A 24,126-nucleotide genomic window follows, 5' to 3' on the forward strand; every position below is an offset into this window, starting at 1 on the left:
TTATTATTATTATCTGTTTTTTATTTGTATTCTTTACCTGTTGCAATCTTTTTTATCTTTACGAATATGCAGAACTCTTATTTATTCCCCTCAATATTAGTGTTAAACTTTGCAGGATTTAAACTTTATAGGATTTAAATTTTGCAGGATTTAACATAGAAGGGTCTAATGCAGGGGTTAAATGCAGCCAGAGATTTATATTTACCTGAACAGAAAGAAACTTTAGTTCTAAATTCGATCATGCGTTTTATTTATAAGTAAGATTATTTTAAATAAAACATGGTGATTTTATGACTCTTGAAAAAATTCTGAAAGATACCTTTAGAGGAGAGACCACTGAAGTTGGATGGTACCTGGCAATGTCTAAGATTGCTGAACAGGAAGGGCTTGCAGATGTTGCAGTCTACCTCCGCCAGATAGCAATGGACGAAGCCTGGCATGCCACAGAAGTGGCTGAAATTATGGGGCTCGTAAAAAGCACGACAATTGAAAACCTTGAAATGATGCTTGAAGGGGAAAGTAAAGCCGAGGTCGAAAAAGCCGAAGCTGCAGAACTTGCCAGAAAGGAAGGCAATACCAGAGCTGCTCTTTTCTTTGAGAGGGCGTCCCTTGACGAAGCCAGGCATAAAGCAGGTCTCAAGGGCTTTCTGGAAAGGATTAAAAAGCAGCAGTAAAAACTGCAAACGGATCTCCTGATCCGTTCTTCTATTGTTTTGAAACCTTACTTAATTTGTATTCTTTTACTTCCTTTCTGTTCTTAATAGTATGACACATAAAAACCTTACAGGTTCATGTATTTGGTTCTGATAATTAATTCACTCCCTGAAACAGGTCGGTGTGGGCACATACAATTTATATTGTCTCGAGCAATATATTATCTGGTCTGGTGCTCTTTTTTACGAGTCCAGAAGTTTAATTCCTCTAATCCGGAAGGGTGTCGGATTATCGAGGTTCTGTAGTTATGTAAGGGGTCTAATTTCCGGGGGCTAAAACAGGTTTTCAGATCCGTTTATTTAAGGGTCAAAGGTATTTTTCGGGAACTTCAGCCTGTTTATCAACTCAGTTTTTGCTCTGATGTCTGGACGTCGGTCTCAAGCAAACTGATTATTAGATCCTGAAACAAACCTGAATCTATTAAATTAGGAGAGTGTAAAATATGGTAAGCAAGGAATATGTTAAGGGAGACCTTCCTGAGAAAGCTGCAATCTTGCAAAGAGACGGGGAAACTTATGCAATTGCTCCACACATTCCCGGAGGGATCGTATATCCCGAAACTCTCAGAAAGATAGCAGACATCGCAGACAAATATGGGGCTGCGGCTCTGAAAATTACTTCAGCCCAGAGAATTGCGATTGTAGGGCTCAAGGAGGAAGACCTGGATGCAGCATGGGCTGAACTGGGTATGAAACCCGGAGCTGCCATCGGGCTCTGCGTCAGGAGCGTCAAAATCTGCCCTGGAACTACATTTTGCAAGAGAGGCAAACAGGATGCCGTCGGGCTTGGCTTGAAACTTGATGAAAAATACCACGGCATGCAGCTTCCTTCTAAATTCAAAATGGCTGTTTCCGGCTGTCAGAATTCCTGTTCCGAGCCGAGCATAAAAGACATAGGAATCATGGGCACGGCAAAAGGCTATACTCTTAGCGTCGGGGGGAGCGCAGGGCCTCGTCCAAGGCTCGGGAGCGTGATGGCAAAGGACCTTTCCGAAGAACAGGTTCTGGATCTTGTTGACAGGATAATTAACTTCTATAAAGGATATGGAAAGGCAAGAAGGATCGGAGAAGTACTGGATGAAATAGGGATTGAGAAATTCAAAGAAGGGGTAGGGCTGTAAGCAGATCTCTAATTATTAGTTAATCTCAGGAAGACTAATTATTAGTTAATCTCAGGAAGACTAATTATTAGTTAATCTCAGGAAGAATGCTGGGTAGGTTTTCTTCAGATTAAAAGGTTTTTTTAAGCATCTTACAGGAATTTTAATCCGGAAGTCCCTCTTTCCCAGCTTTTTCCACCCTATCGTTTTCGGCTTTTTCTGAGTCCATTTTATCTTTTTCAGCGATTTCCTGATCTCTCTGAAATCTTATTTTCATTTACATCAAGGAAGAATTTTAATAAGAATGTTTTATAATTTTTATGTTATAATTCTACCCCAATTTTCCAGTTTCCCTTTTTCTTTCCCCGTTAGACTGCTTTAATGCGACCCTATTTTCGCGCCTCTTGCGAGCTTTTCGATGTATTGTATGTTAAAGATAACGTTTAAATATAATAGATACAAAGACTAACAGACTATTCAAACCTTATACAGACAGTTGCTACGGTTCTTGCTCTGTCTTTACTGTTATTGATATTCTATAACATCAATGATAATTTTGAAGCAGTATCAGTTTTCAGTTTTTACCCATATATAGGAGGAATAAACTATTAGCAGTGAGATGGCATACTTCTCTGGGCTCTCGGATGCACTCAGACTTACGTTTGTCCAGATAATGATATTCAGCACAATAGCCATTGTGATTTTCTTATACGGTATGATCCTTAACTTCCAGAAATGGGGTGCAGGCGTCACAGGCTATGCCCTTGAACCTCAGCCAGGAAGCAAGGGAAGTGCGATCAGATTTTTAAAGACCTGGTGGGAACAGGTAGTAGAAGAGTCTCACCACGGACACGGAAAACCGATTCTTGAGGTTCTGATCCTCGACATTATGTTCCAGAGGAGAATTCTCAAGAGAAGCCCGTTGCGCTGGTTCATGCACTTCACAATTGTTGCAGGCTGGATGGCCCTTTTCGCTCTGTCAGGGCTCATGTTTGCAGTGGAAATGATCGAAAAATTCGGAATCGAGCTTCCATTCACCCCCGCCGAATTCAGAGATTTCCTCGCACTCCCGAACTATATTTTCGGGTATGTCCTGCTTATCGGAGTCATGATTGCAGTAGTCAGGAGAATCTTTGTCTCGGATGCAAGGAAAGCTTCCATAATGTATGACTGGGTCCTTCTCGGAGGAGTCTTCTTAGTCACGATTTCCGGTTTTGTTGCCGATGGTATAAGGACCGGATTTATCTGGAGCTTTGGGCTTGACCCCTCAACCGCACCCCCTGCAGCTCTCTTCCACTCCATAATTTCCCTGCTCTTCTGTATCGCATACATCCCGTACAGCAAGTACATACACGTAATCGCCACCCCGCTTGCAATCCTTGCAAACAAGGGAGGAGAATAAAAATGTCAAAAAAAACTCCATCAATTGACACCAAGAACCTTACAGCAGTCCAGCTCATGGAGCTCGACTCCTGCACCCGTTGCGGTGAATGTGTAAAATGGTGTCCAACTTACGCTGCTTCCGGCGAGAAGCCCGGGTTAGCTCCCAGGGACAAGATCCTGCGCTGGAGACAGTTCATGAACAAGTCCTACGGGCTTAAAGCAAAGCTGTTCGGCCCTACGGAAATCCCCCAGTCCGAACTTGAAGAATTCAAAGACGATGTACACGGCTGTACCACCTGTGGTATCTGTGCAACTGTTTGTGAATCAGGTATCAACACTGTGGAACTCTGGGAATCCATGAGGACAAACCTTGTCAAGAAAGGCATCGGTCCCTTCGGAAAGCAGGGCATGTTCCCTAAACTTATCGGGCAGTACCACAACCCTTACCTCCTTGACCAGAAAGACAGGCTTGCCTGGGTCCCCGAAGACGTTAAGATTGCAGACAAAGCAAACATCGTCTACTTCACCGGCTGTACTGCAGGATACAAGCAGCTCGCTCTGGCTTTTGCCACCTCCCGTGTGCTGAATAAGCTGGGCATCGAGTTCGCCATGCTCGGGGAAGAAGAATGGTGCTGCGGCTCCGCTCTTATCAGGACCGGACAGGTCCATGTCAATGACGTGGCCAGGGAAACTGCAAGGCACAATGTAGAAGCCATTAAGGCAAAGGGTGCCACAAAGGTTCTCTATGCATGTGCAGGCTGCTTCCGTGCCTCCAAGGTCGACTGGCCGAGGCTTCTCGGAGAAGAACTGCCTTTTGAGGTAGTCCACATCACAGAGTTCCTTGCAGATCTGATCAAGAAGGACAAAGTTAAATGGGAAAAGTCCATTGACAAGACCATTACATACCACGACCCCTGCCACCTTGGCCGCCACGTAGGCGTCTACGATGCTCCCAGGTTTGTGCTTGAACACATCCCGGGTGTTAAGTTTGTAGAAATGGACAGGGTCAAGGAATTCCAGCGCTGCTGTGGAGCTGGCGGTGGTGTGAAGGCAGGTCTCCCCGATCTTGCCCTCGGTGTTGCCGAATCCCGCGTTAAGGATGCCCTTGAAACCAATGCAGACATCCTCTCAAGCTCATGTCCCTTCTGTAAGAGGAACCTCATGGATGGCCGTGACTCCCTCAAAGCCGACATCGAGGTTGAGGACGTAATTGTACTGGTTGCACAGGCCCTCGGTCTCAGTGTAGAAGAACCCAAAAAGGCTTGAAGGCTGGTTTTTTCCAGCTTTCTTTATTTCTCTTTTTCTTGATCCGGTGTCTTACTTTTTATAGTAAAACTTAAATACCGATACCTACCTCCCCTTGAATATGCATATCCCTTACGAATTTCTCGGAAAAGTATTCGTGTACCTGATGCTCCTTGCTCTTGTAGGTACCGAGCTTGCCCTTCTCATAGGGGTCTACTCGTTCAAAAAACACAGGATCATTTTTCCGAGTTTCGTACTGTTCACACTCTACCTTTTCTATTCTCCTGCAAAATGGATCTGCAGAGTTTTCCGGATAAGGGATACCCTTGTTGACGATATTCTCATTGATGTCCGGAACGCTGTTATGCACGATGATTTCCTGCACACCAAAGGCAAGAAAATTTTGCTTCTTCCGCAGTGCCTGCGTCACCCTAACTGTAAGGCCCGCTGCGACCCGGTCTACGGGTATGAGTGTAAGCGCTGCGGGCTCTGTGACATTTCAAAACTCTACGAAGCTGCTGAAAAGTATGGTTTCAGGGTTTTTGTAGTCCCTGGGGGCAGCTTTGTAAAAAAGATCTTCAAGAAATATAAGCCGGAAGCCTGTCTAGGGGTTGCCTGCTATAATGAACTTGCTGAGAACATGCAGGCTGTTTCGTTTGTCCCCACTCAGGGAGTCCTTCTCCTCAAGGACGGGTGCTTCAATACGGAAGCAAACGTTGAGGAAATAATTCATAAAATGGAGATGTGCGATGTATAACTACATTGGAAAGGCACTGTTTTTTGTCACCATCCTATCCCTTGTCCTTTCAGCCGTAGCCCTGGCTGTCAGCCGCAAGAGCCTCACACAAAATGTCTTGCTGGCAGGGTTTTTTGCAAGTGTGCTCGACTTCTTTTATTTGCCTCTGAGACATATTTTTCTCAAGTTTTCCGATACCCGTGTTCTGGACAAATGGATGTCATCTCTGAAAATCAGAGCCCATGCTTCTGCCTTTGCAAAAACAAAAAAAAGGATTATTCTTGCTCCCCACTGCATGCGAGCTCTTGACTGCCCTGCCCATTCTACACAGACAGGAATCCAGTGTAAGTCCTGTGGGAAATGCGTTTTTACTCAGTTAAAGAAAGATGCTGAAAAATACGGGTATAAGGTTTTCATCCTGACTGGCTCTTCATATGTGAAGAACATACTCAAAATGGAAGCCGCCGATGGTATCCTTCTAATTGCCTGCGATTATGAAATCAATAAAGTTATGCGTGCCCTCAAAGGCAAAAAAGTGATAACCTACGGAATTACTATGGAAAACGATGGCTGTTTCGGGACAGAAGTGAATTACAAGAAGGTGCTTAAAGTGTTTGATGATTTTAAAACTTTCTAACACTATCTTATTTTTTTTAATTGTTTTGTATTATTTTTAACTTTAAGGCGGGAAGTCCCCTTCCTCGCTTTCATCAGAAAGCAGGGAGGGGTAGTTCACATGTACTCCATTTTGTGGGAGGGGGTTTAAAATTGTTCCCTCAGTTATTTTTATTTACGAAGAACGTGACTACGTCATAGTTTACGAATGTTTTCAAATTTTTCATTACTTAAGAAGAAATTTACTCTGCAGTAAAAGGTGTACCTAACTTCGTTTTTTTAGGCACATATATGCTTTTCCACAAATCTATGAAGTAAGAAGATTTCGGTTTATATCTTTTACCTTGCATCTAATGTGCTTAAGTTTAAGCGCATGAGTCGGTATCATGCGATATTTTTGCAAAATCGTATCATAAATTATTTGATTAAAATGACTATTCAGCCTAAGTAAAACAATATTTATCGTGTTCTTTATTAAGATCCAATTCGCAAATTTCATGAGCTAATTTTCTTTAACTTTTGGCTATTGATCACGTTTCTCCATCCTTCTTTGAGTAGTGATTAAACTTGTTTATTACGTAAAATCGACATCTTCCAATTAATTTTTGTAGACTGCCTGGTTAAAAAGAAAAGTATAAATATTTGGGAATTCCAGTCACTGCAGGTGTTTATTTGAACGAAGAAATTAATATTATGGGTGGAGGGATAAGTGGCCTTGCATGTGCGATAATTCTTCGGAAAAATGGGTATAGCGTTAATGTTTATGAAAAAAAGAATTATGTTGGTACAAGATTCAATGATGACTGGCAGGGTATTGAGAACTGGTCAGAGAAAATTGATGTCCTGAAACAGATAGAATCATACGGGATTGACCTGTCTTTTGATTACGAGCCGATATCCGAATTAACTATTCATTATTCCGGAAAAATAAAGACAATCAAAGTGAAAAATGGCTGTTATCTGGTTAGAAGAGGGGGCAGTAAAGGTTGCCTGGATACATGTTTACTTGAGCAGGCTGAAGAACTGGGGGTAAACATCCACTTCGCTTCCGTGCCGGAAAAGGAAGTTCCTATAAAAGTAAACGCTACAGGCCCGAAAAATGCAACTGCTTTTGTAAAAGGAATAAAGTTCAAAACGAACTGTGAGAATGGCTATCATATGGCTTTTGGAAGTGAAATAGCCACAGGATTTTACTCTTACCTGTTGGTCAAAAACGGCCATGGAACAATTGCAACTGTTTTTAACCGCAAACTGGCCCACTGCTCCGATGAGTTCCTCCAAAATACTGTGGAATATTTTTCAGGTTTTCTTGATAAAAGGGAGCTAGCTTCAGGGAAAAAATTCGGTGGTCACGGGCATTTCGAAATAAAGAAAAATTTGTATGATGATAATGGGGCAATGCTCATAGGGGAAGCAGGCGGTTTTCAGGACTACTTCTGGGGATTCGGGATGAGGTACGCAATCCAGAGCGCTAATTTTGCTGCAAGAAGCATAACTCGAAGTGAATCCTATAACGATTTGATAAAGAAACATTTGATTAAGAAAATGGAGCATTCGGAAAGAAACAGGTTTATTTTTGAAACTCTGGGCCCTCTGGCTTATCCCTGCGCGTACTATTCACTTGCTGTCAGCAAAAACCCTCTCAAACTTTTGAACATGGTATATAGATGATGAAATCGTAAATCAACTTGATAAAATACCATGAAATAACCCGTAAGAAAGAGTACCGTTGATTACCCTGTTCCTCAAAGAACCTTACCTTAGAGACTTTCCACGGGTGGTAGGAATCTCAAAGATTTGAGCAGACACGAGTCCCTCTTTCAGGCTGAATTTGGAATTCACCTTAATTATTCGCTTATGTTTTCCAGGATAATACATCGTTTCCCTAACCAATCATTTAAAATCTTTACTTCAAGTGAAAAAATGGTTGATAAAGATCTTGAAGTTGTGGATTTCAGTATTAATTAAAGGATTATCTTCGCTGGTCCCTTCTGAATTTTAAGCTCAGGTAATATAGGGGATTTTCAAAAATAAGCCGGAATTTTTAAAGGCACTCCAGGATTTTATCAGGGACCCCTTCGTTTTCTCTTTTTCCTCTATCTTTTTATTGTTCGAGCATCAATCTACTTTATGGGGTAAACAATTCATTTGAGGCTGTATGTTCACGGCCCGTCTCTTATCAATAAGCTGGGGGCTTGAGTATGTATGATCTGATTATAGTGGGCGGAGGGCCTTCGGGAGCTTCTGCCGGAAGGGTAGCTGGAAGAGCAGGAATCTCAACCCTCCTGCTTGAAAAAGAAAATTTCCCGAGGTATAAGCCCTGCGGAGGGGCTCTATCCCCTTATGCATTATCCTGCCTGGATTTCAAACTCCCTGAGTCCGTAGTCGAGAGGGATATTTCAAAGATAAGGATTCATTTCAGGGAGCACTGTACTGAAAGGCAAAGTAGTTCCAGGTTAGCTTTGCTGGTCTCCAGAAATGTCTTTGACAATTTCCTGCTTGATAAAGCCAGGGAGACTGGAATTGAGGTCCACTTCGGGGAAAAGGTGCTGGACTGCGAGGAAAGAGAAGAATACGTTGAGGTTAAGACTTTGCAGAACACTTACCTTGCCAAGTTTGTCCTTATTGCGGAAGGCTCCGGAGGCATGCTTAAGTATAAAGTAAGGCCGCAGAGAGACCAGAGAACAGAATATGGGCTTGCCCTTGTTTCGGAAGTTCCTGAAGATGACGAGGTGATAAGGAATCGGTTTCCCGGTGTAATAGACATTCATTTCGGGACTGCACCTGGGGGGTACGGCTGGATTTTCCCTCACGCAGGGTACTATTCCGTGGGGGTCACGGGAACAGCTGAATATCTGAAGCATCCGAAGAAGGTAATGCGGGATTTTTTGCGGGCAAACGGTTTTTCAGGAGAATTGCAGGTCAGTTCCCATATTATCCCGGTAGGAGGGATAAAACGAAAAACCATAGGTTCAAGGGTCCTTCTGAGCGGGGATGCCGCAGGTTTCGTGGACGCCTTCATAGGGGAAGGTATTGCATATGCCATCCGGTCAGGGCAGCTTGCAGCGGAGAACGTAGCTGATCTTGTGCTTTATGACCGGAAATTGAGCGCCCTTAAAGAGTATGAATCCAGGTGCAGGCAGGAGTTTGGAAACTTCCTTGGCAGTTCCCTTAAACTGGAAAAGGTTATGCATCGTTTTCCCGAGACCTCTTTCAAACTTGTTCTCAGCAGGAAGGAAATATTGGATAAATATCTGGATGAAGTTGTATTCAGTAGAAGCCACAAAGACTATGTCAGGTGGTTATTGCTCAATTTCAGTCTGGCTGAGCCCTCCTCCAAAATTAAGTCTACAACTGAACGAAATCGGTAAGGGTTTCTATAAAGCAAGAGCTAACAAATAAGAGTAGGGATTAATGGAAAAAAAGTGGGGTGTAATAGCTAAGGGCAATGAAAGAACAGCTTCGGGGTCCTAAGAGCAGGTAAAAGAAACTGATCGAAAGTGCGAATCCAAAAGAAAACAAAGAACTTCTGAGCAAAGATTGAAAATAAACCTGAAGATAATCATTGTATGCGAGTGAGGCATGTAAGCTCCCTTCTGTTCATGCAAAAATTCCTGCCACCTCATCAGTGGAAGAAATGATCCCTGAGGACTCTTGCATCGACGGCATTCGGCTAAGCGTTACCAAAACCAATCGGGCGAGTCCGAACTGCTCGTTATTCCCGATTTCCAACTTGCACCCACGAGGATTCGCCGTTTCATCCACTCTCCCTGCGACCTCAGCTTATGGCATCATCGCATTTGCAGGGGATGGTTATCGTTTCTGTGCCAGGGCCCGGGCTCTCGCCCGACATCCTTTACAGATGTTCGTGTGTCCGGAGCGGTGGGGAGACTTTCCTCAGACCAGAAGGTCCGGCAGCCGCCCAGCCTCTCTCGCATATTGCTGATTAACTTGCCCTACCTATTTTTCGATCGTATATATATTTATGGGATGATATTTCTGCAAAAAGAGACTGGTTAAAGAGGACTCCTGAGTAAAATTGTCTTCAGTGACCGCTAGCTGATTTTTCTGGCTGATTTTTCTGGCTGATTTTTCTGGCTGATTTTAATTCTTTCCCGGTTCTGGATGAACGAGGGGATTCCTTCCATGCGGTCTATATAACTTTTACTTGTTAGGGATATGCCCAAATATTAATATATATGTATTGTAATCGAGAAAATGAAATGGATTTTCCATTTCCTAAATCTCTTAAAAAATATTCAATTCAGATTAAAAAGATTCGTTAGCTTAATATGTGACTATAACTATCATTTTTGTGTTCAGTTTACAGTCTTATTTTTTAGAGGTAAAACATGAGTGATTGTCTATTTGATTTGCATATTGGATATGTCCGTTTTAGAAATCCCATTGCACTGGCGCCAATGGCAGGAATTGTCGACAGCGCTTTTGCCAACCAGTATGCAGGTGATGCCGGGCTGGTAGTGCTTGGAGCCTTCAATCTTGATGAAGGATCTATTGCAGTTGCATCAGAGCTCGTAGCCAGGGGTAGAAAAGAGTTCATCTCCGATGAACCTCTGGAGCTTATAAAAAAGGAAATCCGGGCAGTAAACTCGGGCAGTGCTGTTGCAGTAAACGTCAGAAGCACCACCCTTGAGCCTTTAATTGAAGCTGCTAAAATTGTAAAGGAAGAAGGGGCAATCCTTGAGTTAAACGCCCACTGCAAGCAGCCTGAAATGCTTGAGGCAGGCATCGGAGAAGCCCTTTTGCATGACCTCCCAAAGCTTTCTGCCTGGATAAAGGCAATAAAGGAAACCGGAGTCGTGCTTTCCGTAAAGGTACGGGCAAATGTGGTGAATGATGTCAAACTTGCCAGGCTTATTGATAAGGCCGGGGCTGACATCATCCACGTAGATGCCATGCTCGAAAGTTTTGGAGCCGACCTTGATGCGATCACAAGCTACAGGGATGCTACAAGGCTCTTCCTTATAGGCAACAACTCGGTTACTGACTTTGCAACGGCAAAGGACATGTTTTCCCGAGGAGCTGACATGGTATCTGTTGCGAGAGGCGCCATGGAAAACCCCGAACTGGTCAAGGAACTTGTAGAGAGTGTAAGTTCTTACCAGCAGTCAATAGGCTGGTATAATGCTCCCAAACACGTTTGCAGTGAAGGGGACTTCAGGGCACTGGCTTTCTGCTGTCTTCCGGTAAAACCCTGCCCTGTGCATGCGAAATTCCGAAAACTGGGATACACTGCCGAAGAGTTCGCCCGGACAAAAATGGAATTTGCCAGAGGCACAATGCTCGAGTACGGGGAGGATACCTGTTTCGGCAGCCTTGTCTGGTGCTGTAAGATTACAAAGCCCTGCTGGATCAGGAACGGTGTACTGAATACACTTAACCTCTCTGATGCGGAGTACATGAAACTTAAGGAGCAGCTGGCAAAACACGTCCTTGATCATGCCAGGATTCCGGTAAATGAATCCCAATAACACTGCTTTCTCCTGTCAGATCCCTGAATTGGTGGAGGATTCCAGAACCTCAAGCCTGATTGCACGCCGTGCACAGCTTGCTATGTTGCTTGAGGTCTCAGCTTCTCCAAAACCAGGGAACGTTGATAGGGAACATAATTATCCTGATACGTGTTTTGAGCATTTTTTAGCTTCTTCAGTCGCCGTCTATCCTGTCTTTGAACTTGCTGCAAGGAGTGAAGACAGGATAGGGGAACTTCTCAGGATTGCGGTTTGCGAAAGCTCTGCCTGGCAGCAGGGAGGAAATACACATTTTGGCGCTTTTTTACTCCTGATTCCGCTGGCAATGGCTGTAGGCAAAATCTCCAGAGAACCCCCTCACTCCGGGGAAGCAAATTTCCGGCTTGAAGACGGGGAATTTGAGAGTCTTGCTGCCCACGCCCAGGCTTTTGTCCGCGCAACGAACTGCGAAGACGCTGTTGAGTTCTACAGGGCTTTCGGGCATGCAGGAGTCAGGGTAAATAGTGTGGAAGAATTCGATCTTGAAGACTCTGAATCAACTGCCGATCTCAGGAAACAGAACATTACCCTTTACGATCTTATGGAAATTGCCAGAGGGTATGACCTGATCGCAAATGAGTGGACCTCAGGTTTCGGGCGCTGCCTTGAGGGAGCAAAAAGCATTCTTGAGTTCATGCAGGCACGAAACTGCAGGGCAGAAGCTTTAACCGGAGGCTCGGTTTCCAGCTGTTCGGGCACAGGAATCAACGAGGCTGTAGTGTATACTTTCCTGAAACTGCTTTCCAGGCACAGGGATACCTTCATCCAGACCAAGTTCGATATTGAAACTGCAGATTATGTTTCTTCCAGAGCAGGTGAGATCCTTTCAAGCTGGGAAACTTCAGGGAAAACAGCCAGGGACTTTGTATCCATCCTTCCTGCAGTACAGGAGTTTGACTCCGAGCTTCTGGAAAAAAGGATCAATCCGGGCTCTACGGCAGATATCATTATTGCAGGGCTTTTTATTGCCCTTCTTGGAGGACTACGTTTTTGAAAAAATATGATGAATCCGGAGATATCTGTAAACCAGATATCGACCTCTCTGAATATGGGATTCTGGAAGGTATCTCTGAGACAATCGTAAGTACGGGGCTTGATAACCCCAATGCGGCTCCTATCGGGATTATCAGGAAAAACCAGAAGACTTTTGTCCGCATTTTCAAAGGCAGCCATACAGGGGAAAACCTGGTCCGGGAAGGGGTTCTTGTAGCAAACGTGGTATATGACCCCCTGCTTCTCGTACGCTCCACCTTCTTCGACATTGAATCTTCCGAATTTGATTTTGTGGACATTGGCGGGAAAAAGTTTCCTGTCCTGAAATCGGCCATTTCCTGGGTAGCTTTCAGGTGCACCAACCTCAAAGATACGGAACAGACTGTGATATCCGACCTCGTCCCGCTCGGGGCGGGCTTTTTTGAGGCGAACAGGAGAGCGATCCCGACCCCTAACCGCGGCTTCAATGCCGTGCTTGAGGCTACAGTTCATGCAACCCGCTATCAGCTTTCGGGGGATGAAAAATACCTTGAATGGATCCGACACTATGAGACCCTTGCTTCCAAATGCGGGGGAGATAGTGAAAAGAAAGCTATGAAACTGCTTTATGAAGTTCTGGGGATTTGAATTTCTCTCTAACTCCATACCCTTTTCTGATTCTTTCTGGTTTCAGTTCCCTATTCTAAGTCACGCTTTCTTTAGAAAATTATATTATCCTCTATGGCATGACTTCTGTTCATGAATTTTCAGAGAATCGCATGGGGAATTACCGGCGCCGGACATTTCCTGGACCGCAGCTACCAGGTCTTTAAGGAACTCAAACTCAGGGACCACGAGCTTTCCGTAAACACGTATATTTCCAGGGCAGCCGAAGAGGTGCTCCGGATGTACGGGCTTGAGCAGAAGCTTGTGAAAATCTCGGGAGGGGACTACCTTGAAGAAATCTTCCGGGAAAGCGAGCAGGGTTCAAGTTCTCCCAAAGTCGGGCGCTTTCTCCTTGACAGGTACGATGCCCTCTTTGTTACACCTGCAACCTCAAATACAGTCTCGAAAATCGCCTATGGGATTGCCGATTCCCTTGTAACCAATGCCGTTGCCCAGGCTGTTAAGGGAAGGGTCCCGGTTTATATCGTGCCAGTGGACATTGAAGGCTCGATCGTATCGGAAATGCCCTACAACATTGACAGAAAACAGTGCCGGCACTGTGAGGACTGTCCCCCGAGGGAAAACTGCCCCCACGAAGCAATAACTGAGAAAAACGGTGTCACAGACCAGATCGAACTCCTGAAATGCAAAGGCTGCGGGATCTGCAAGGAATTGTGCCCTTATAATGCCATCAAGGGCGGGCCTGTTGAAGTCCTGGTCAGGGATGTGGACATGCGCAATGTTGAGATTGTAAAAGAGCTACAGGGAATCACTGTACTTGAAAGCCCGGAAGCCATTCTGGATCTTTTCTAAGTTTTTCATTTTTCCGGCCAAAAAACGTCCAGGCAATGAAAAATTTGAAAAAAATAAAAAAGGAAATGGATTATCTGGATAATCCATTTTTCCGTGGAAATTGTGGAGATTTCCTCTGGCAAAAGATTTTAAAATCAACTTAAATTGTTTTGTTATTGGTTTGTATCCCTTCTCTGTATATAAATGTTTTGTTATCTCTGTTACTCTAGGGGGTCTGCCGGCCTTCTTTTTTTCGTTATATTCAGTGGTTGCCCGGGGTTCCATTTCCGGCTCCCATGTTCTTTATGTTTGTCAACTTCTCTTGCCAAGTTTTCTCCCTTTCTATTTCCAATCTTACTTCTTGGTGCAAATTCAAACCGGCCTTTTCTTTTCCTTATTCACTTTTTTTGGTTCTTCGTCAGTTTCTATGGATAAGATGATTTTCAATTCAAGACCACGTTGGTTTTTGTGAGGACATCCATACAAAACAACGAAGAGCTCTTTTTTATTCACTTTTCCTTATAATCTGCCTGTTTCGGGCTCAGTCCCTGTATCACAATTCAATCAAGCCCAGTTTCCCGTTTTCAAGCTCTCCGCAGCTATCGGACATAAAACGGATCACAGCTTCATCATGGGAGATAAGGAGGTAACCTATTCCCTGCTCTGTTTGCACCTTTTTCAGCAGGTGGAGGATCTGGGCCTGGACCGAAACATCAAGAGCAGAGGTAGGCTCGTCAAGTACAATGTATTCCGGATCGAGCAGGAGAATCCGACCCAGGGCAAGACGCTGGAGCTGGCCGCCTGAGAGCTGGGAAGGGTAGCGGAAAAGCACTTCTTCCGGGAGGCCTGTGGTCTTTAGCATTTCTTTTGTACATCGGATACGCTCGGTTCCGGAGATCTCGAGCAGTTTCAGGACTTCGAATATCGAATTTTCAATCCGCTTCCTGGGGTTAAAGGCATCTGTCGGGTCCTGGAACATCATCTGGACCCTTCGGCGGAAAGTTGAGTATTCGGCTTTTTTCATTCTGGAAAGTGGATTCCCGTTAAAAAGGACTGCGCCATCTGTGGGGCTCTCAAGTCCTGCAATTATTCTCCCGAGTGTGCTTTTTCCTTCTCCCGAGGGGCCCATCAGCCCGAAGGTTTTCCCGGGTTCAAGTTCAAAAGACACATCCCGGAAAATGTATTTTCCCTTTCCCAGCAGGCCGGACCCGTACGCCCTGGAGAGGTTTTCGGCTTTCAGAGACACAAAAAACACCTCACAGCCCTTCCATCGCTTTCTTTGAGTTCGGGACGTTCCTGCATGCAGCGTTTTTCCTTTACAGGACATCTCGGATGGAACCTGCAGCCTTCAGGCGGGCTGCTGAGGGGTGGGGATGAACCGGGTATAGGCACAAACCCCCTTTCAGGCAGGCTGTTCAGGAGCCCCCTGGTGTAGGGATGTAGTGGTCTTTCAAAAAGATTCGAGGGGTCGGAAATCTCAACGATTTCTCCGGCATACATTACGGCAACCCTATCTGCAAGCCGCCGCACGAAGCCGAGGTCGTGGCTTATGAGAAGCAGGGAGGTTTCACTCTTTTCTTTCAGTCCTTCCAGTTCGTTTTCCAGTTCAGCTACGCGATTCCTGTCGAGCCCCTTACTGGGTTCGTCTGCTATAAGGAGGACTGGGTTAAGCATTGTTGAAGCCGCAATCAAAAAGCGCTGGTTCATCCCTCCGGAACACCAGGAGGGATAGTATCCCATGTATTCATGGGGATTTGAAAAACCCACTCGCTTAAGGGCTCCTGCAACTTTTGAGAAGTTGTTCTTCCTCATCTTCAACTCCTTCTCATTTTTCTCCTCCTTTTCTTCCCACCCCTTTTCCTTTCTCTCCTCTTCTTTCTTCAATTCCTTCCCTTTTCTCTTTTCCTGTCCATGAATTCGGAGGGGTTCTGCAAGCTGGTGCCCTATGGAATATACAGGATTTAAAGCAAGAGAAGGGTTCTGGAAAATTATGGAGATTTCTTTTCCCCTGAGTTTTGTCATCTCTTTTTCGCTCAGTTCGAGGAGGTTTTTGCCTCCGAATTCTATTGTCCCTTTAACTCTGGATTCCAGGGGGAGTAGACGCATAATCGCATGTGCAACAACGGATTTCCCACAGCCTGTTTCCCCTACGAGGGCCAGCGTTTCTTTTTCCCTGATAGAAAATGAAACGCCGAAAACAGCGGTCACGTTTTCTTTTTCTTTTTCTTTTTCTTTTTCATTTCCCTGAAAAGAAACGTTCAGGTCTTTTACTTCCAGCAGGGGGTTCATTCCGTATCCACTCCTCTTTTTCCGTTTTCTTTCCCTCCTTCGAATCCAAACCCTATCAGTGCAATGGACATTACACAGAGCGTGATGCAGATTCCAGGGGGCAGGTACCACCACCACATGTCCCTTATAAAACCGCCCCGGGAAAAGGCAAAGGACAGCATGATCCCCCAGCTTTTCATGCTTATGTCCCCGAGTCCCAGGAAAGAGAGCGAGGCTTCGGAAATCATTGCCGAAGCCGTTGCCAGCATGAACTTGGGCAGCAGGATGTGGATGAGGTTCGGGAAGATGTCTGAGACCATGATGTGAAAAGAGGAAAATCCCATGCATCGGGCACTTTTGACATAACCTGCTTCCCTTATCTGCAGGGTTTTTGAGCGTACAACCCTTGCAATGGACTCCCAGGAAAGAAGCCCAAGGACAAGGATAAGGGTCCAGATGCTCGGGTGCAGGAAAGCACCTATGATTATGATCAGGGGGATCTTCGGAATTGTCAGGACAACGTCGGTAAAACCCATAAGCAGCTCGTCCGGCATCCCCCTGAAGTAACCTGAACAAAGCCCTATCATGAGGCCTATTAAGGTTGAGATGGAAGCCGAGGCAAAGCCCACCATCATCGAGATTCTGGCCCCGTAAACCAGCTCCGAGAGTATATCATTTCCTATATCGTTTGTCCCAAGGAGGTGGGCAGTCGAGGGGGATTCATAAGAAATGAAACGCTCAGTCGGGGAGTAAGGGGCAAAAAGGGAGGGAAACAGGGCAAGGATAAGGAAAAAGGCGAAGAGAAAAAGTCCTCCCCGGTTGAATTTTTTTAAGGTTCTTTCATATTTCCGAATATCGAGGTTTAAATGATGGGCTATAATATCTTTCCACTGCCGGACACTTTCCTGTATGTACACTTCCTTTTGAATCATGTCGGCCTCCTGACTCTTGGGTCAGCAACTGCATACAGCAGGTCTGCGAGCATGTTCGCAAGCAAAACCGCAAGGGCTATTACCAGAAAAGATCCCTGGAGGACGGGGTAATCTTTTCCTATTATTGCATCATAAATAAGGGTCCCCATGCCGTTTAAGGAAAAAACGATCTCTGTAAAAAGGGCTCCGCTGAAGAGAAATCCGAAATCAAGGGCCAGCAGGGTAATGATGGGAAGGGAGGCATTCTTTATGACGTGCCTGAAAAGAATGGATATATCGTAAAGGCCCTTTGCCCGGGCATAGAGGGCATAAAGCTGTCCTTTTTCCTGTATGACGCTCCCCCGCATTATCAGGAAGTTCCTGGAGGCGGAAAAGAGGGCCATCACAGTTACCGGTAAAAACATGTGGTACATGACACTTCCAGGGGTCGGGACTTCATAAAATCCTTTGAATGGAAAAAGCCCCAGTTCAAAGGCAAAGATATCCAGGCAAAGCAGGGCAAGGAAATAGGGAGGTGTGCAGGAGAGTGCAATAAACCCGTAGCATACGAGGCGGTTTACCTTTGTTTCAGGTTTCCAGCCCGCGTATGCCCCGAGCAGGGTCCCCAGAACTGCTCCCAGAAGTACGGAAACCCCCACAAAAAGGAGGGTCCAGCCAATCCTCTCCCTCAAAACCTCAGCCACGGGGCTGTGAAGATGATATGAGTAACCCAGGTCAAACCGGAGGAGGTCTCCGATGTAAGCTGTAAACTGCTCGTAAAGCGGCCTGTTCAGCCCCATCTTGGTCCTCAACTCCTCCATTACGGCCTCCGAAACGTAGACGTCCTCCCCTATGAGATTCTTTACGGGATCCCCTGGCATAAGCCTCGGGAATGCAAAGTTGAGGGTAACTATGAGGAAAAAGGAAGCCGCATACCTGAGCGTTTTTTTAACCATTTCACTCATTGTATCACCTTGCCGTTTTCATATCGGTTTATCGTTTTCAACTGCCTGAGCAGGATTCTCCCCTCCGAAGCTCCGGTTTACCGGATCTAACAGGGAGGAGTAGCTGACAGTATTGTCATCCGGAAGCTGCCTTCATACCTCATGTAAATCGAGGAAGGTTTCAAGGGTGTAGATCCCATCCAGGTTGTTGTAGTGCCAGCCTTCGAACCTTTTGTTATAGGGCGTGACAACCTTTTTCCAGTAAACCGGAATTACCGGCAGTTCCTCCGCATAATAGTCCTGCAGGGAGTACGAACAGGAACGCAGGGTTTCGGAATCCGTCGTATTCAGGATCTGATCGCAAAGTCCGGTAAATTCAGGGTCTTCGATATAACCGTAGCGTCTGGAATCAAAGTACCCGGTACCAAGTCCTGAATGCATCAGCATACCCCAGGGCGTGGTCCTCGAAAAGACAAGCTCGTACCTGGAAGTGTCCTTTCGGTCCATGTAGGTATTCTGGTCAACGTTTTCGATTTCAATGTCTATCCCCACGGCCCGGAAGTACTCCTGCAAAAGTTCGGCATCCCTTTCGTAGCCCGGCAAGATCATGAGTTCCAGGAGGATATCTTTTCCATTTTTGTTTTCTACAATCCCGTTCCCATTGCGGTCTTCATATCCTGCTTTTTTCAGGATTTCCCTGGCTTTTTCCGGGTCATAAATGCATTTCTCCGTGGGTTTGTAGTATTCCATGCCCGGGGGGACCAGCCCCCTGTTGGGAACGCTTCCGTAGCCCAGAGTATCGAGTTGCATGAGTTCTTCGTAATTGATGGCATAGGCCAGGGCTTCCCTGAATTGCAGGTCTGAGCGGGGGGCTTCATTTAAGGTAATTCCAAGATAACACATCCCTGTACTGTCCTTTTCGACAAAATTGAAGTCCCCTGTTTTTTCCAGACGCTCTATGTTTGCATACGGGTAGGAGGAGGCGTATTTGTAGTAGGTGTCGGCTTCTCCCTTCTCAAGGGCCAGGCAGGCAGCATCTTCACTTGCGTACCAGTCCACCTCGACCTTATCAAAGGCACAGTTTTTGCCTTTCCAGTAAGGGTTTTTCCGGAAGATTAGGCGGGCGGTGTTCAGGTCTACGGATTCTATGTAATAGGGCCCGCAGCCCACATATGGGCCTTTGCTTGAGTATTCCATCGGTTTGTCTATCTTTTCCCATACATGCCTGGGGATGATCATGTAGGTTGCAAATTCCAGGTCGATGCGGGTGTAAGGCTTGTTAAATTTGAAGGTCACGGAATTGTCGGCTTCCGAAACGGAGGAACTTTCCAGGGTTTCGTTGATCCAGCGGCCGGAAGGGTTTTTTTCTCCATAGTAGAGCATGCTGAACTGTACGTCTTCGGGGGTCACTTTTACCCCATCACTCCAGTAAAGGTCGTCCAGGATGTAGAATGTCCATTCCCTGTGGTCTTCCGAAACTTCATAATGGTCTGCCAGCCTGCCAACAATCTTGCCGTCTTCGGACATCTGCATAAGTGGGAAATTGGAAAGATGTGCAAAGATGCCCAGGTAGTAGTCTCCTATCAGGGATTCGGATTTTATGACGTTAGGGGTCGCGATCTTCAGGACTTTTTCAGGTCCCTCAGAAGAGTTCGCATCCGCTTCTGCATCCGCTTCCGCAGCCGGAGTTTCAATCCCCGAAGACCCCTCACTTTCTGAAGGCAGCATTAACAGGTAAATCCCTCCTAAAAATAGTAAAGAGAGGGCTGCAATACAGAACACCCTGCTTGTTGTCCATCTCATACGCTGCTCTCTCCTTAAGCAGGGGTTTTCGTCACATTCAGGAAGTTGTCAAGGTTATAGATCCCATAGAGGGGGTCCGCATACCAGCCTTCGAACTGCCTGTTGAAGGGGGTAACCACGTTATCCCAGTAGAGGGGAATTGCAGGCAGGTTCCCTGCATAGTAGTCCTGAAGCTCATACGCGTAGCCCTGAAGTTCTTCAGGGTCCGTGGTTGCGAGGATGTCATCGCAGAGCTGCAAGAATTCGGGGTCGTCCACGTTGTGCATGACTCCCTGCCCGGTTCTTCTTGAATCAAAATAGCCGCTTCCCCAGTTTGCGTGCATCAGCATGCCCCAGGGGGTTGAGCGGGTTACTGTCAGGTCATATTCATAGTTGTCCTTCAGGGTGAACCAGGTATCTGCGTCCACAGTCCTCAGGTCTGCAGCAAGGCCCACCTGTTCCAGGTATTCCTTAAGAAGCTCGCCTGTACGGGCATAGTCCGGCCTTATCAGGATTTCAAGTTTGATGTCTTTGCCATCTTTGCTTTCAAGGATACCGTTTCCGTTGCTGTCCGAATATCCTGCTTTTTTCAGGATTTCCCTGGCTTTTTCAGGGTTGTACTCAAGTTTTTCGGTCTCTTTGAAGGCCTCCATGGAAGGCGGCACAAAGCCGCGGTTCGGAACATCCCCATAGCCGAGAGTCTCGAGCTTGACGATTTCTTCGTAATTTATGGCATAGGAAAGCGCTTCCCTGAATTGCAGGTCCGAGAGGGGGGCTTTCTTCAGGTTCGGGGCCAGGAAGATAAGCCCGATATTTGTCTTTTCCATGAAGTCGAAATTCCCGGTCTTTTCAAGCTGTTCTATGTTGGGGTAGGGGTATGAACCTGCGTACTTGTAATAAGTATCAACATCCCCGTTTTCAAGGGCCAGGGTGGCTACGTCCATATTGGAGTAAAAGTGGACCTCCACGCTTTCGAATGCCGGTGCCTTCCCTTTCCAGTATGGGTTTTTCTCAAAAACGAGTTTTCCGGCATTAAGGTTTATCTGCTTGAGGTAATAGGGCCCGCAGCCCACGTATGGGCCTTCGTTTAAGTATTCCATGGGGTTCTCGATAGATTCCCATACATGGGCGGGCAGGATGTTGTAGGTTGCAAATTCCAGGTCAATGCGGGTGTAAGGCTTGTTAAATCTGAAGGTTACGGAATTGTCGGCATCAGAAACAGCCGAACTTTCCAGGGTATCGTTTATCCAGCTTGCCCAGGGTGTCTCTTTCCCGTAGTAGCGGATTGAAAACTCAATGTCTTCGGGGGTCACCGGCTCTCCGTCGCTCCAGTAGAGGTCGTCTTTCAGGTAGAAGGTCCAGCAGGTATTATTTTCCGAAACCTCATAGCTTTCAGCAAGCTGACCTGTAAGGTGCCCTTCAGAGTCCATTTTCATGAGGGGTGGGTTTGAAAGATGGGCAAAAACCCCAAGACTTGAATCTCCGAGAAATGATGCAGATTTTATTACGCTTGGGGTTGCGATTTTCAGTGCCAATCTTTCGGTATCTACTGACTGCTGCACGTCTGCTGCTGCTGCTTTGGAGCCGGTTCCTAAGTCCTGCGGGTTTTCTTCTCCTCCAAACAGGCCTTTAATATATGTAATGACCCGGTCAAAAATCCCGTCATTCGAGGACGTAAGATTTTCTCCAGAATCCTCAGTTCCTGCCGCTACTGCGGGATACATGTTTGCACAAAAAATAAAGATGAGTGTGGCAAAGGTCAGCCACCGTTTCAATCCTCTGTTTAATCCTGACCCCGTAATATTTTTCTCCTGTTTCATCCTGCTACCTACTCCTGTTTTATGTTTTTTTTTCTCCCGGATATTTCTTTTCTCCCGAATTACAGAAATCGCACCAAAGGTTCCGGTTATTTTGATAAACTAATTGTTTTTCTGCTCTCTCCTCTGCATCAATAGAGGGCATAGGCAGTGCTATGCGTGAATTATGGGTAAGAAATATAATGGTAACCTTAATGTGCTCTATTTTTTAATTTTATTTGCATCTTTTATTAAGATTAAATCTCTATATAATTAAAAATCATACTAATTTATTATTTTTTATGTTATATTACCTAAACAATTTCGTAATATAAACCTTTTGATTTTTTAATATTCTTTTGAAAAACAGATCCATGCACAGCATTTTTTTTAAGTGTTGGACTTCAATAAAACTGGAAAACTTCAATCAAACTGGAAAATTTCAATCAAACTGGAAAATTTCAATCTAACTGGAAAAATATAAAAAAAAATATACGTTTTTACTTTTGACTTTCAATCTCAATCTTTTTTTCAATTTCTTTTGCAAAGACTTTTTTCGAGTGAATATAGAGTGAAGCCGGAAGCCCTGTATTTGAGATCAAGTAGAGAAGGCCCATGGTTGTCCTGTTCAACCTGGGAGAGCAATTTAAAAGTGCACTCCTCGAGATCCTTACCATTGTATCCAGGGACTTTATTCCTGTAAGGTAACTTTTTATATCCCGGGTCTTCTGACTTTTTTCAAATATCAGGTCTATCCATGTATTCATTTCTTCTATCAGAATTTCCCTTGTAAGGTCTTCAGGAACAATGTAACTTTTCCCTCTCTCTATATTTTTGAAATACTCCCTGAAACTCTCTCCTTTTGCAAGAGTATATACCTTCCCCAGCCCCCCCGAGTGTGTGTCCGTTGTTGCAGCGATACCTTTGCCAAATCTTTCCGCAAGGGCGATCGTAAGCTCATTTTTCTGCTTTAGCTCATGCATATTATATTCAAGTACAGGAAAGAGTTTTGCCAGTTCAGGGACGGCAGAGGGCTCAGGCTCCTCGTGAAGCTCAAACCAGAAGGGGTGATTGTAGAGAAAAGGTAGTTTATGGCGCTTGAGATATCCTATAAAACTCTTCAGGTCATGTTCTATTTTTGCAATCTCGGTAAGTTCTAGAAAGTCCTCCCGGTAAAGTTCGAAAACGTTCACGTGCAGGGTGTGGCCTGCAAACTTCGGATCATATATGGTCATTTCAACGCCAGAGACCAGTTTTTCCCTGTCCCGCCCTAGAATTTCGTATGCTTCGATTGTATCATGATCCGTAAATGTGACAAAATCCATGCCCATCCCGAGGGCTTTTTCATAGAGACTCTCGGGACGCAAATCTTTTGCCGGGAGCACGTCAAAAGAACAGGTTGTATGCACATGCAGGTCTGCCCGTTTCCAGCCTTCCTCCATAAGCTCAGCTGCCCGTTCCGGTGTTATCAGCTTTTCCTGATAATTCTTCGGCCTTCTCCCCATAGGCGTAGAATCCCTGGATTATTATTTTGTCTAGATTATTTTAATTAAGTTTTATATTTCTCCTACTATAGTATTATCCTTTTTTTAGATTAAGTTTTTCTGAGAAACTCATATCAGAATCTGGAAGTTTTTTGACTCATGGAAAAACTCTTTTGGGACTTTTCCGGCGTTATCACCTTGTACACTTTTTACCCAATCCAAATCACCACATTTATACAAATATACTTTAATACCTCGATATTTTTCACAAAAACAATAGTAGTAATAGTGGTATAACTATGGGTCTATTCAGAAAGCTAAGGAAGATTCTAAGCGTAATTTTTGAAAACGAGTCCGAGCAAAAAGGAGACGATTTCGAAAAATATGTAGTAGACCTCTTCGATGGAAAAAATTCTCTCTCGTGCAGTGGACCACGGATATGGCAAGAAAACACATCAGATTCGTGGATCACGCTGGCAGATGTGTCTGTTTTTCTAAATAAATCCCAAACTCCCTCACAATATCAAAAAAGCTTCAAAGTAGTAATGTAATATTTATTTATACTTATTGTTTTGGGGCTATATCATGGGATTTTTTGGTAAGATTGCAAAAGTTGTTGAGATATTGACGGAAGACGAGTCTGTAGAAAAAGGGAACGACTTTGAAAAGTATGTAGCGGATCTTTTTGATAATAGGTACTTTTCGATAGTTCAATGGAGTACAGACATTACTCGAAAGCACGATAAATTTGTAGAGTCAGATGCGGGGCCTGATCTTACCATTCGCTATGTCCCAAACAACGAACTCTTTTATGTGGAGTGCAAGTTCAGGTCAGATTTATATGAAGGAAAACTTCACTGGTCCAATCCCCAGCAGTTAAAACGTTACCAGGGCTTTGCCAGAGAAAACAGACATCCTTTCTTCATTGCTATAGGATTTGGTGGAGATCCGTCTGATCCGGAAAGAATGTTCTGCATTCCCCTTGAAGAAGCAAGGTATCCGGCGCTTTATCCGAGTGTATTTGAAAAGTTCGAACGAAATCCTGAAAAGAACTTTTTCTGGAAAAATGGGGTGTTGAAATAAATTTTCTGTTTAGTATTTGCGTAAGAATTCCCTTTTTCCTCCAACATATTCAATTGTTTAAAGAATATGTCTGATAAACAGGTATGAATATTGTTCTTAGATTTC

22 protein-coding genes and 1 other RNA gene are annotated in these 24,126 nt (G+C 45.0%); 13 read left to right on the forward strand and 10 right to left on the reverse strand.

What is annotated here, in order from left to right:
- Positions 1–290 precede the first annotated feature (290 nt).
- The 8 genes from EO92_RS03790 (at position 291) to EO92_RS03830 (ending at position 9,163) form a co-directional block, all read left to right on the forward strand.
- Positions 291–674: a ferritin family protein gene (locus EO92_RS03790; RefSeq protein WP_048135681.1), complete on the forward strand. Its 384-nt coding sequence runs from the start codon at positions 291–293 to the stop codon at positions 672–674.
- A gap of 482 nt (positions 675–1,156) precedes the next feature.
- A complete protein-coding gene (locus tag EO92_RS03795) occupies positions 1,157–1,834 on the forward strand; it encodes an NAD(P)/FAD-dependent oxidoreductase (RefSeq protein ID WP_048141966.1) in 678 nt (225 codons plus the stop codon).
- A gap of 598 nt (positions 1,835–2,432) precedes the next feature.
- On the forward strand, positions 2,433–3,215 hold the full coding sequence (gene hdrE, locus EO92_RS03800) for a dihydromethanophenazine:CoB--CoM heterodisulfide reductase subunit HdrE (RefSeq protein WP_048169432.1): 783 nt from the start codon (positions 2,433–2,435) through the stop codon (positions 3,213–3,215).
- Between the two features lie 2 nt (positions 3,216–3,217).
- Entirely contained in the window at positions 3,218–4,462 is a 1,245-nt protein-coding gene (hdrD, locus tag EO92_RS03805) for a dihydromethanophenazine:CoB--CoM heterodisulfide reductase subunit HdrD (protein ID WP_048161866.1), read from the forward strand.
- Between the two features lie 100 nt (positions 4,463–4,562).
- Positions 4,563–5,198 carry a DUF116 domain-containing protein gene (locus EO92_RS03810; RefSeq protein ID WP_048135690.1) on the forward strand — a complete coding sequence of 212 codons (636 nt, stop codon included), beginning with the start codon at positions 4,563–4,565 and terminating at the stop codon, positions 5,196–5,198.
- Positions 5,191–5,814 carry a DUF116 domain-containing protein gene (locus EO92_RS03815; RefSeq protein WP_048169434.1) on the forward strand — a complete coding sequence of 208 codons (624 nt, stop codon included), beginning with the start codon at positions 5,191–5,193 and terminating at the stop codon, positions 5,812–5,814. The genes EO92_RS03810 and EO92_RS03815 overlap by 8 nt, the downstream gene beginning before the upstream one ends.
- A gap of 650 nt (positions 5,815–6,464) precedes the next feature.
- Positions 6,465–7,463, forward strand: coding sequence for an NAD(P)/FAD-dependent oxidoreductase (locus EO92_RS03825; protein WP_048169438.1), 999 nt, complete (start codon positions 6,465–6,467; stop codon positions 7,461–7,463).
- Positions 7,464–7,993: 530 nt separating this feature from the next.
- The gene (locus tag EO92_RS03830; protein ID WP_048169440.1) at positions 7,994–9,163 is read left to right on the forward strand and encodes a geranylgeranyl reductase family protein; all 1,170 of its coding nucleotides are present in this window, start codon (positions 7,994–7,996) and stop codon (positions 9,161–9,163) included.
- Positions 9,164–9,365: 202 nt separating this feature from the next.
- Here the strand turns inward: EO92_RS03830 and rnpB are convergent.
- An RNA gene (gene rnpB / locus EO92_RS16625) (RNase P RNA component) lies at positions 9,366–9,726 on the reverse strand.
- Between the two features lie 418 nt (positions 9,727–10,144).
- On the opposite strand from rnpB, the gene EO92_RS03835 reads away from it, so the two are divergent.
- The 4 genes from EO92_RS03835 to EO92_RS03850 all read left to right on the forward strand — a co-directional run bounded on the left by EO92_RS03835 (position 10,145) and on the right by EO92_RS03850 (position 13,774).
- Positions 10,145–11,284, forward strand: a complete 1,140-nt coding sequence (locus EO92_RS03835; RefSeq protein WP_048169442.1) for a methanogenesis marker 9 domain-containing protein — start codon at positions 10,145–10,147, stop codon at positions 11,282–11,284.
- Entirely contained in the window at positions 11,271–12,317 is a 1,047-nt protein-coding gene (locus EO92_RS03840) for a triphosphoribosyl-dephospho-CoA synthase (protein ID WP_048169443.1), read from the forward strand. The genes EO92_RS03835 and EO92_RS03840 overlap by 14 nt, the downstream gene beginning before the upstream one ends.
- On the forward strand, positions 12,314–12,943 hold the full coding sequence (locus EO92_RS03845) for a DUF447 domain-containing protein (RefSeq protein WP_235283168.1): 630 nt from the start codon (positions 12,314–12,316) through the stop codon (positions 12,941–12,943). The genes EO92_RS03840 and EO92_RS03845 overlap by 4 nt, the downstream gene beginning before the upstream one ends.
- Positions 12,944–13,054: 111 nt before the next feature.
- Positions 13,055–13,774 (forward strand): dihydromethanopterin reductase (acceptor), encoded by a 720-nt coding sequence (locus tag EO92_RS03850; protein WP_048169445.1) that lies wholly within the window; start codon positions 13,055–13,057, stop codon positions 13,772–13,774.
- Here the strand turns inward: EO92_RS03850 and EO92_RS17495 are convergent.
- The 9 genes from EO92_RS17495 to EO92_RS03885 all read right to left on the reverse strand — a co-directional run bounded on the left by EO92_RS17495 (position 13,721) and on the right by EO92_RS03885 (position 22,959).
- Entirely contained in the window at positions 13,721–14,038 is a 318-nt protein-coding gene (locus tag EO92_RS17495; RefSeq protein WP_156165722.1) for a hypothetical protein, read from the reverse strand. The genes EO92_RS03850 and EO92_RS17495 overlap by 54 nt on opposite strands.
- 87 nt (positions 14,039–14,125) lie before the next feature.
- Entirely contained in the window at positions 14,126–14,266 is a 141-nt protein-coding gene (locus tag EO92_RS17500; RefSeq protein WP_156165723.1) for a hypothetical protein, read from the reverse strand.
- A 40-nt stretch (positions 14,267–14,306) separates the two neighbouring features.
- A complete protein-coding gene (locus EO92_RS03855) occupies positions 14,307–14,999 on the reverse strand; it encodes an ABC transporter ATP-binding protein (RefSeq protein WP_235283169.1) in 693 nt (230 codons plus the stop codon).
- On the reverse strand, positions 14,990–16,042 hold the full coding sequence (locus EO92_RS03860; protein ID WP_048169449.1) for an ABC transporter ATP-binding protein: 1,053 nt from the start codon (positions 16,040–16,042) through the stop codon (positions 14,990–14,992). Before EO92_RS03860 ends, EO92_RS03855 begins: the two co-directional genes overlap by 10 nt.
- A complete protein-coding gene (locus EO92_RS03865; protein ID WP_082107937.1) occupies positions 16,039–16,953 on the reverse strand; it encodes an ABC transporter permease in 915 nt (304 codons plus the stop codon). The genes EO92_RS03860 and EO92_RS03865 overlap by 4 nt, the downstream gene beginning before the upstream one ends.
- Positions 16,950–17,897, reverse strand: coding sequence for an ABC transporter permease (locus tag EO92_RS03870; protein ID WP_048169450.1), 948 nt, complete (start codon positions 17,895–17,897; stop codon positions 16,950–16,952). Before EO92_RS03870 ends, EO92_RS03865 begins: the two co-directional genes overlap by 4 nt.
- A 132-nt stretch (positions 17,898–18,029) precedes the next feature.
- Positions 18,030–19,679, reverse strand: a complete 1,650-nt coding sequence (locus EO92_RS03875; RefSeq protein WP_052734261.1) for an ABC transporter substrate-binding protein — start codon at positions 19,677–19,679, stop codon at positions 18,030–18,032.
- A 14-nt stretch (positions 19,680–19,693) separates the two neighbouring features.
- Positions 19,694–21,478, reverse strand: a complete 1,785-nt coding sequence (locus EO92_RS03880; RefSeq protein ID WP_048169457.1) for an ABC transporter substrate-binding protein — start codon at positions 21,476–21,478, stop codon at positions 19,694–19,696.
- 476 nt (positions 21,479–21,954) lie between these two features.
- Positions 21,955–22,959: a PHP domain-containing protein gene (locus tag EO92_RS03885; RefSeq protein ID WP_200896732.1), complete on the reverse strand. Its 1,005-nt coding sequence runs from the start codon at positions 22,957–22,959 to the stop codon at positions 21,955–21,957.
- 564 nt (positions 22,960–23,523) lie between these two features.
- On the opposite strand from EO92_RS03885, the gene EO92_RS03895 reads away from it, so the two are divergent.
- Positions 23,524–24,021 carry a hypothetical protein gene (locus EO92_RS03895; RefSeq protein ID WP_048169464.1) on the forward strand — a complete coding sequence of 166 codons (498 nt, stop codon included), beginning with the start codon at positions 23,524–23,526 and terminating at the stop codon, positions 24,019–24,021.
- Positions 24,022–24,126 lie beyond the last annotated feature (105 nt).

Source organism: Methanosarcina sp. 2.H.A.1B.4, assembly GCF_000979385.1.
Classification (GTDB): Archaea; Halobacteriota; Methanosarcinia; order Methanosarcinales; family Methanosarcinaceae; genus Methanosarcina.

What these genes read in the sequence shown, in the direction of transcription:
- EO92_RS03790 (WP_048135681.1), top strand. Translation starts at nt 291, where the DNA reads ATGACTCTTGAAAAAATTCTGAAAGATACCTTTAGAGGAGAGACCACT.
- EO92_RS03795 (WP_048141966.1), top strand. Translation starts at nt 1,157, where the DNA reads ATGGTAAGCAAGGAATATGTTAAGGGAGACCTTCCTGAGAAAGCTGCA.
- hdrE (WP_048169432.1), top strand. Translation starts at nt 2,433, where the DNA reads ATGGCATACTTCTCTGGGCTCTCGGATGCACTCAGACTTACGTTTGTC.
- hdrD (WP_048161866.1), top strand. Translation starts at nt 3,218, where the DNA reads ATGTCAAAAAAAACTCCATCAATTGACACCAAGAACCTTACAGCAGTC.
- EO92_RS03810 (WP_048135690.1), top strand. Translation starts at nt 4,563, where the DNA reads ATGCATATCCCTTACGAATTTCTCGGAAAAGTATTCGTGTACCTGATG.
- EO92_RS03815 (WP_048169434.1), top strand. Translation starts at nt 5,191, where the DNA reads ATGTATAACTACATTGGAAAGGCACTGTTTTTTGTCACCATCCTATCC.
- EO92_RS03830 (WP_048169440.1), top strand. Translation starts at nt 7,994, where the DNA reads ATGTATGATCTGATTATAGTGGGCGGAGGGCCTTCGGGAGCTTCTGCC.
- EO92_RS03835 (WP_048169442.1), top strand. Translation starts at nt 10,145, where the DNA reads ATGAGTGATTGTCTATTTGATTTGCATATTGGATATGTCCGTTTTAGA.
- EO92_RS03840 (WP_048169443.1), top strand. Translation starts at nt 11,271, where the DNA reads ATGAATCCCAATAACACTGCTTTCTCCTGTCAGATCCCTGAATTGGTG.
- EO92_RS03850 (WP_048169445.1), top strand. Translation starts at nt 13,055, where the DNA reads ATGAATTTTCAGAGAATCGCATGGGGAATTACCGGCGCCGGACATTTC.
- EO92_RS17495 (WP_156165722.1), bottom strand. Translation starts at nt 14,038, where the DNA reads ATGGAACCCCGGGCAACCACTGAATATAACGAAAAAAAGAAGGCCGGC.
- EO92_RS03860 (WP_048169449.1), bottom strand. Translation starts at nt 16,042, where the DNA reads ATGAACCCCCTGCTGGAAGTAAAAGACCTGAACGTTTCTTTTCAGGGA.
- EO92_RS03865 (WP_082107937.1), bottom strand. Translation starts at nt 16,953, where the DNA reads ATGATTCAAAAGGAAGTGTACATACAGGAAAGTGTCCGGCAGTGGAAA.
- EO92_RS03870 (WP_048169450.1), bottom strand. Translation starts at nt 17,897, where the DNA reads ATGAGTGAAATGGTTAAAAAAACGCTCAGGTATGCGGCTTCCTTTTTC.
- EO92_RS03875 (WP_052734261.1), bottom strand. Translation starts at nt 19,679, where the DNA reads ATGAGATGGACAACAAGCAGGGTGTTCTGTATTGCAGCCCTCTCTTTA.
- EO92_RS03880 (WP_048169457.1), bottom strand. Translation starts at nt 21,478, where the DNA reads ATGAAACAGGAGAAAAATATTACGGGGTCAGGATTAAACAGAGGATTG.
- EO92_RS03885 (WP_200896732.1), bottom strand. Translation starts at nt 22,959, where the DNA reads ATGGGGAGAAGGCCGAAGAATTATCAGGAAAAGCTGATAACACCGGAA.
- EO92_RS03895 (WP_048169464.1), top strand. Translation starts at nt 23,524, where the DNA reads ATGGGATTTTTTGGTAAGATTGCAAAAGTTGTTGAGATATTGACGGAA.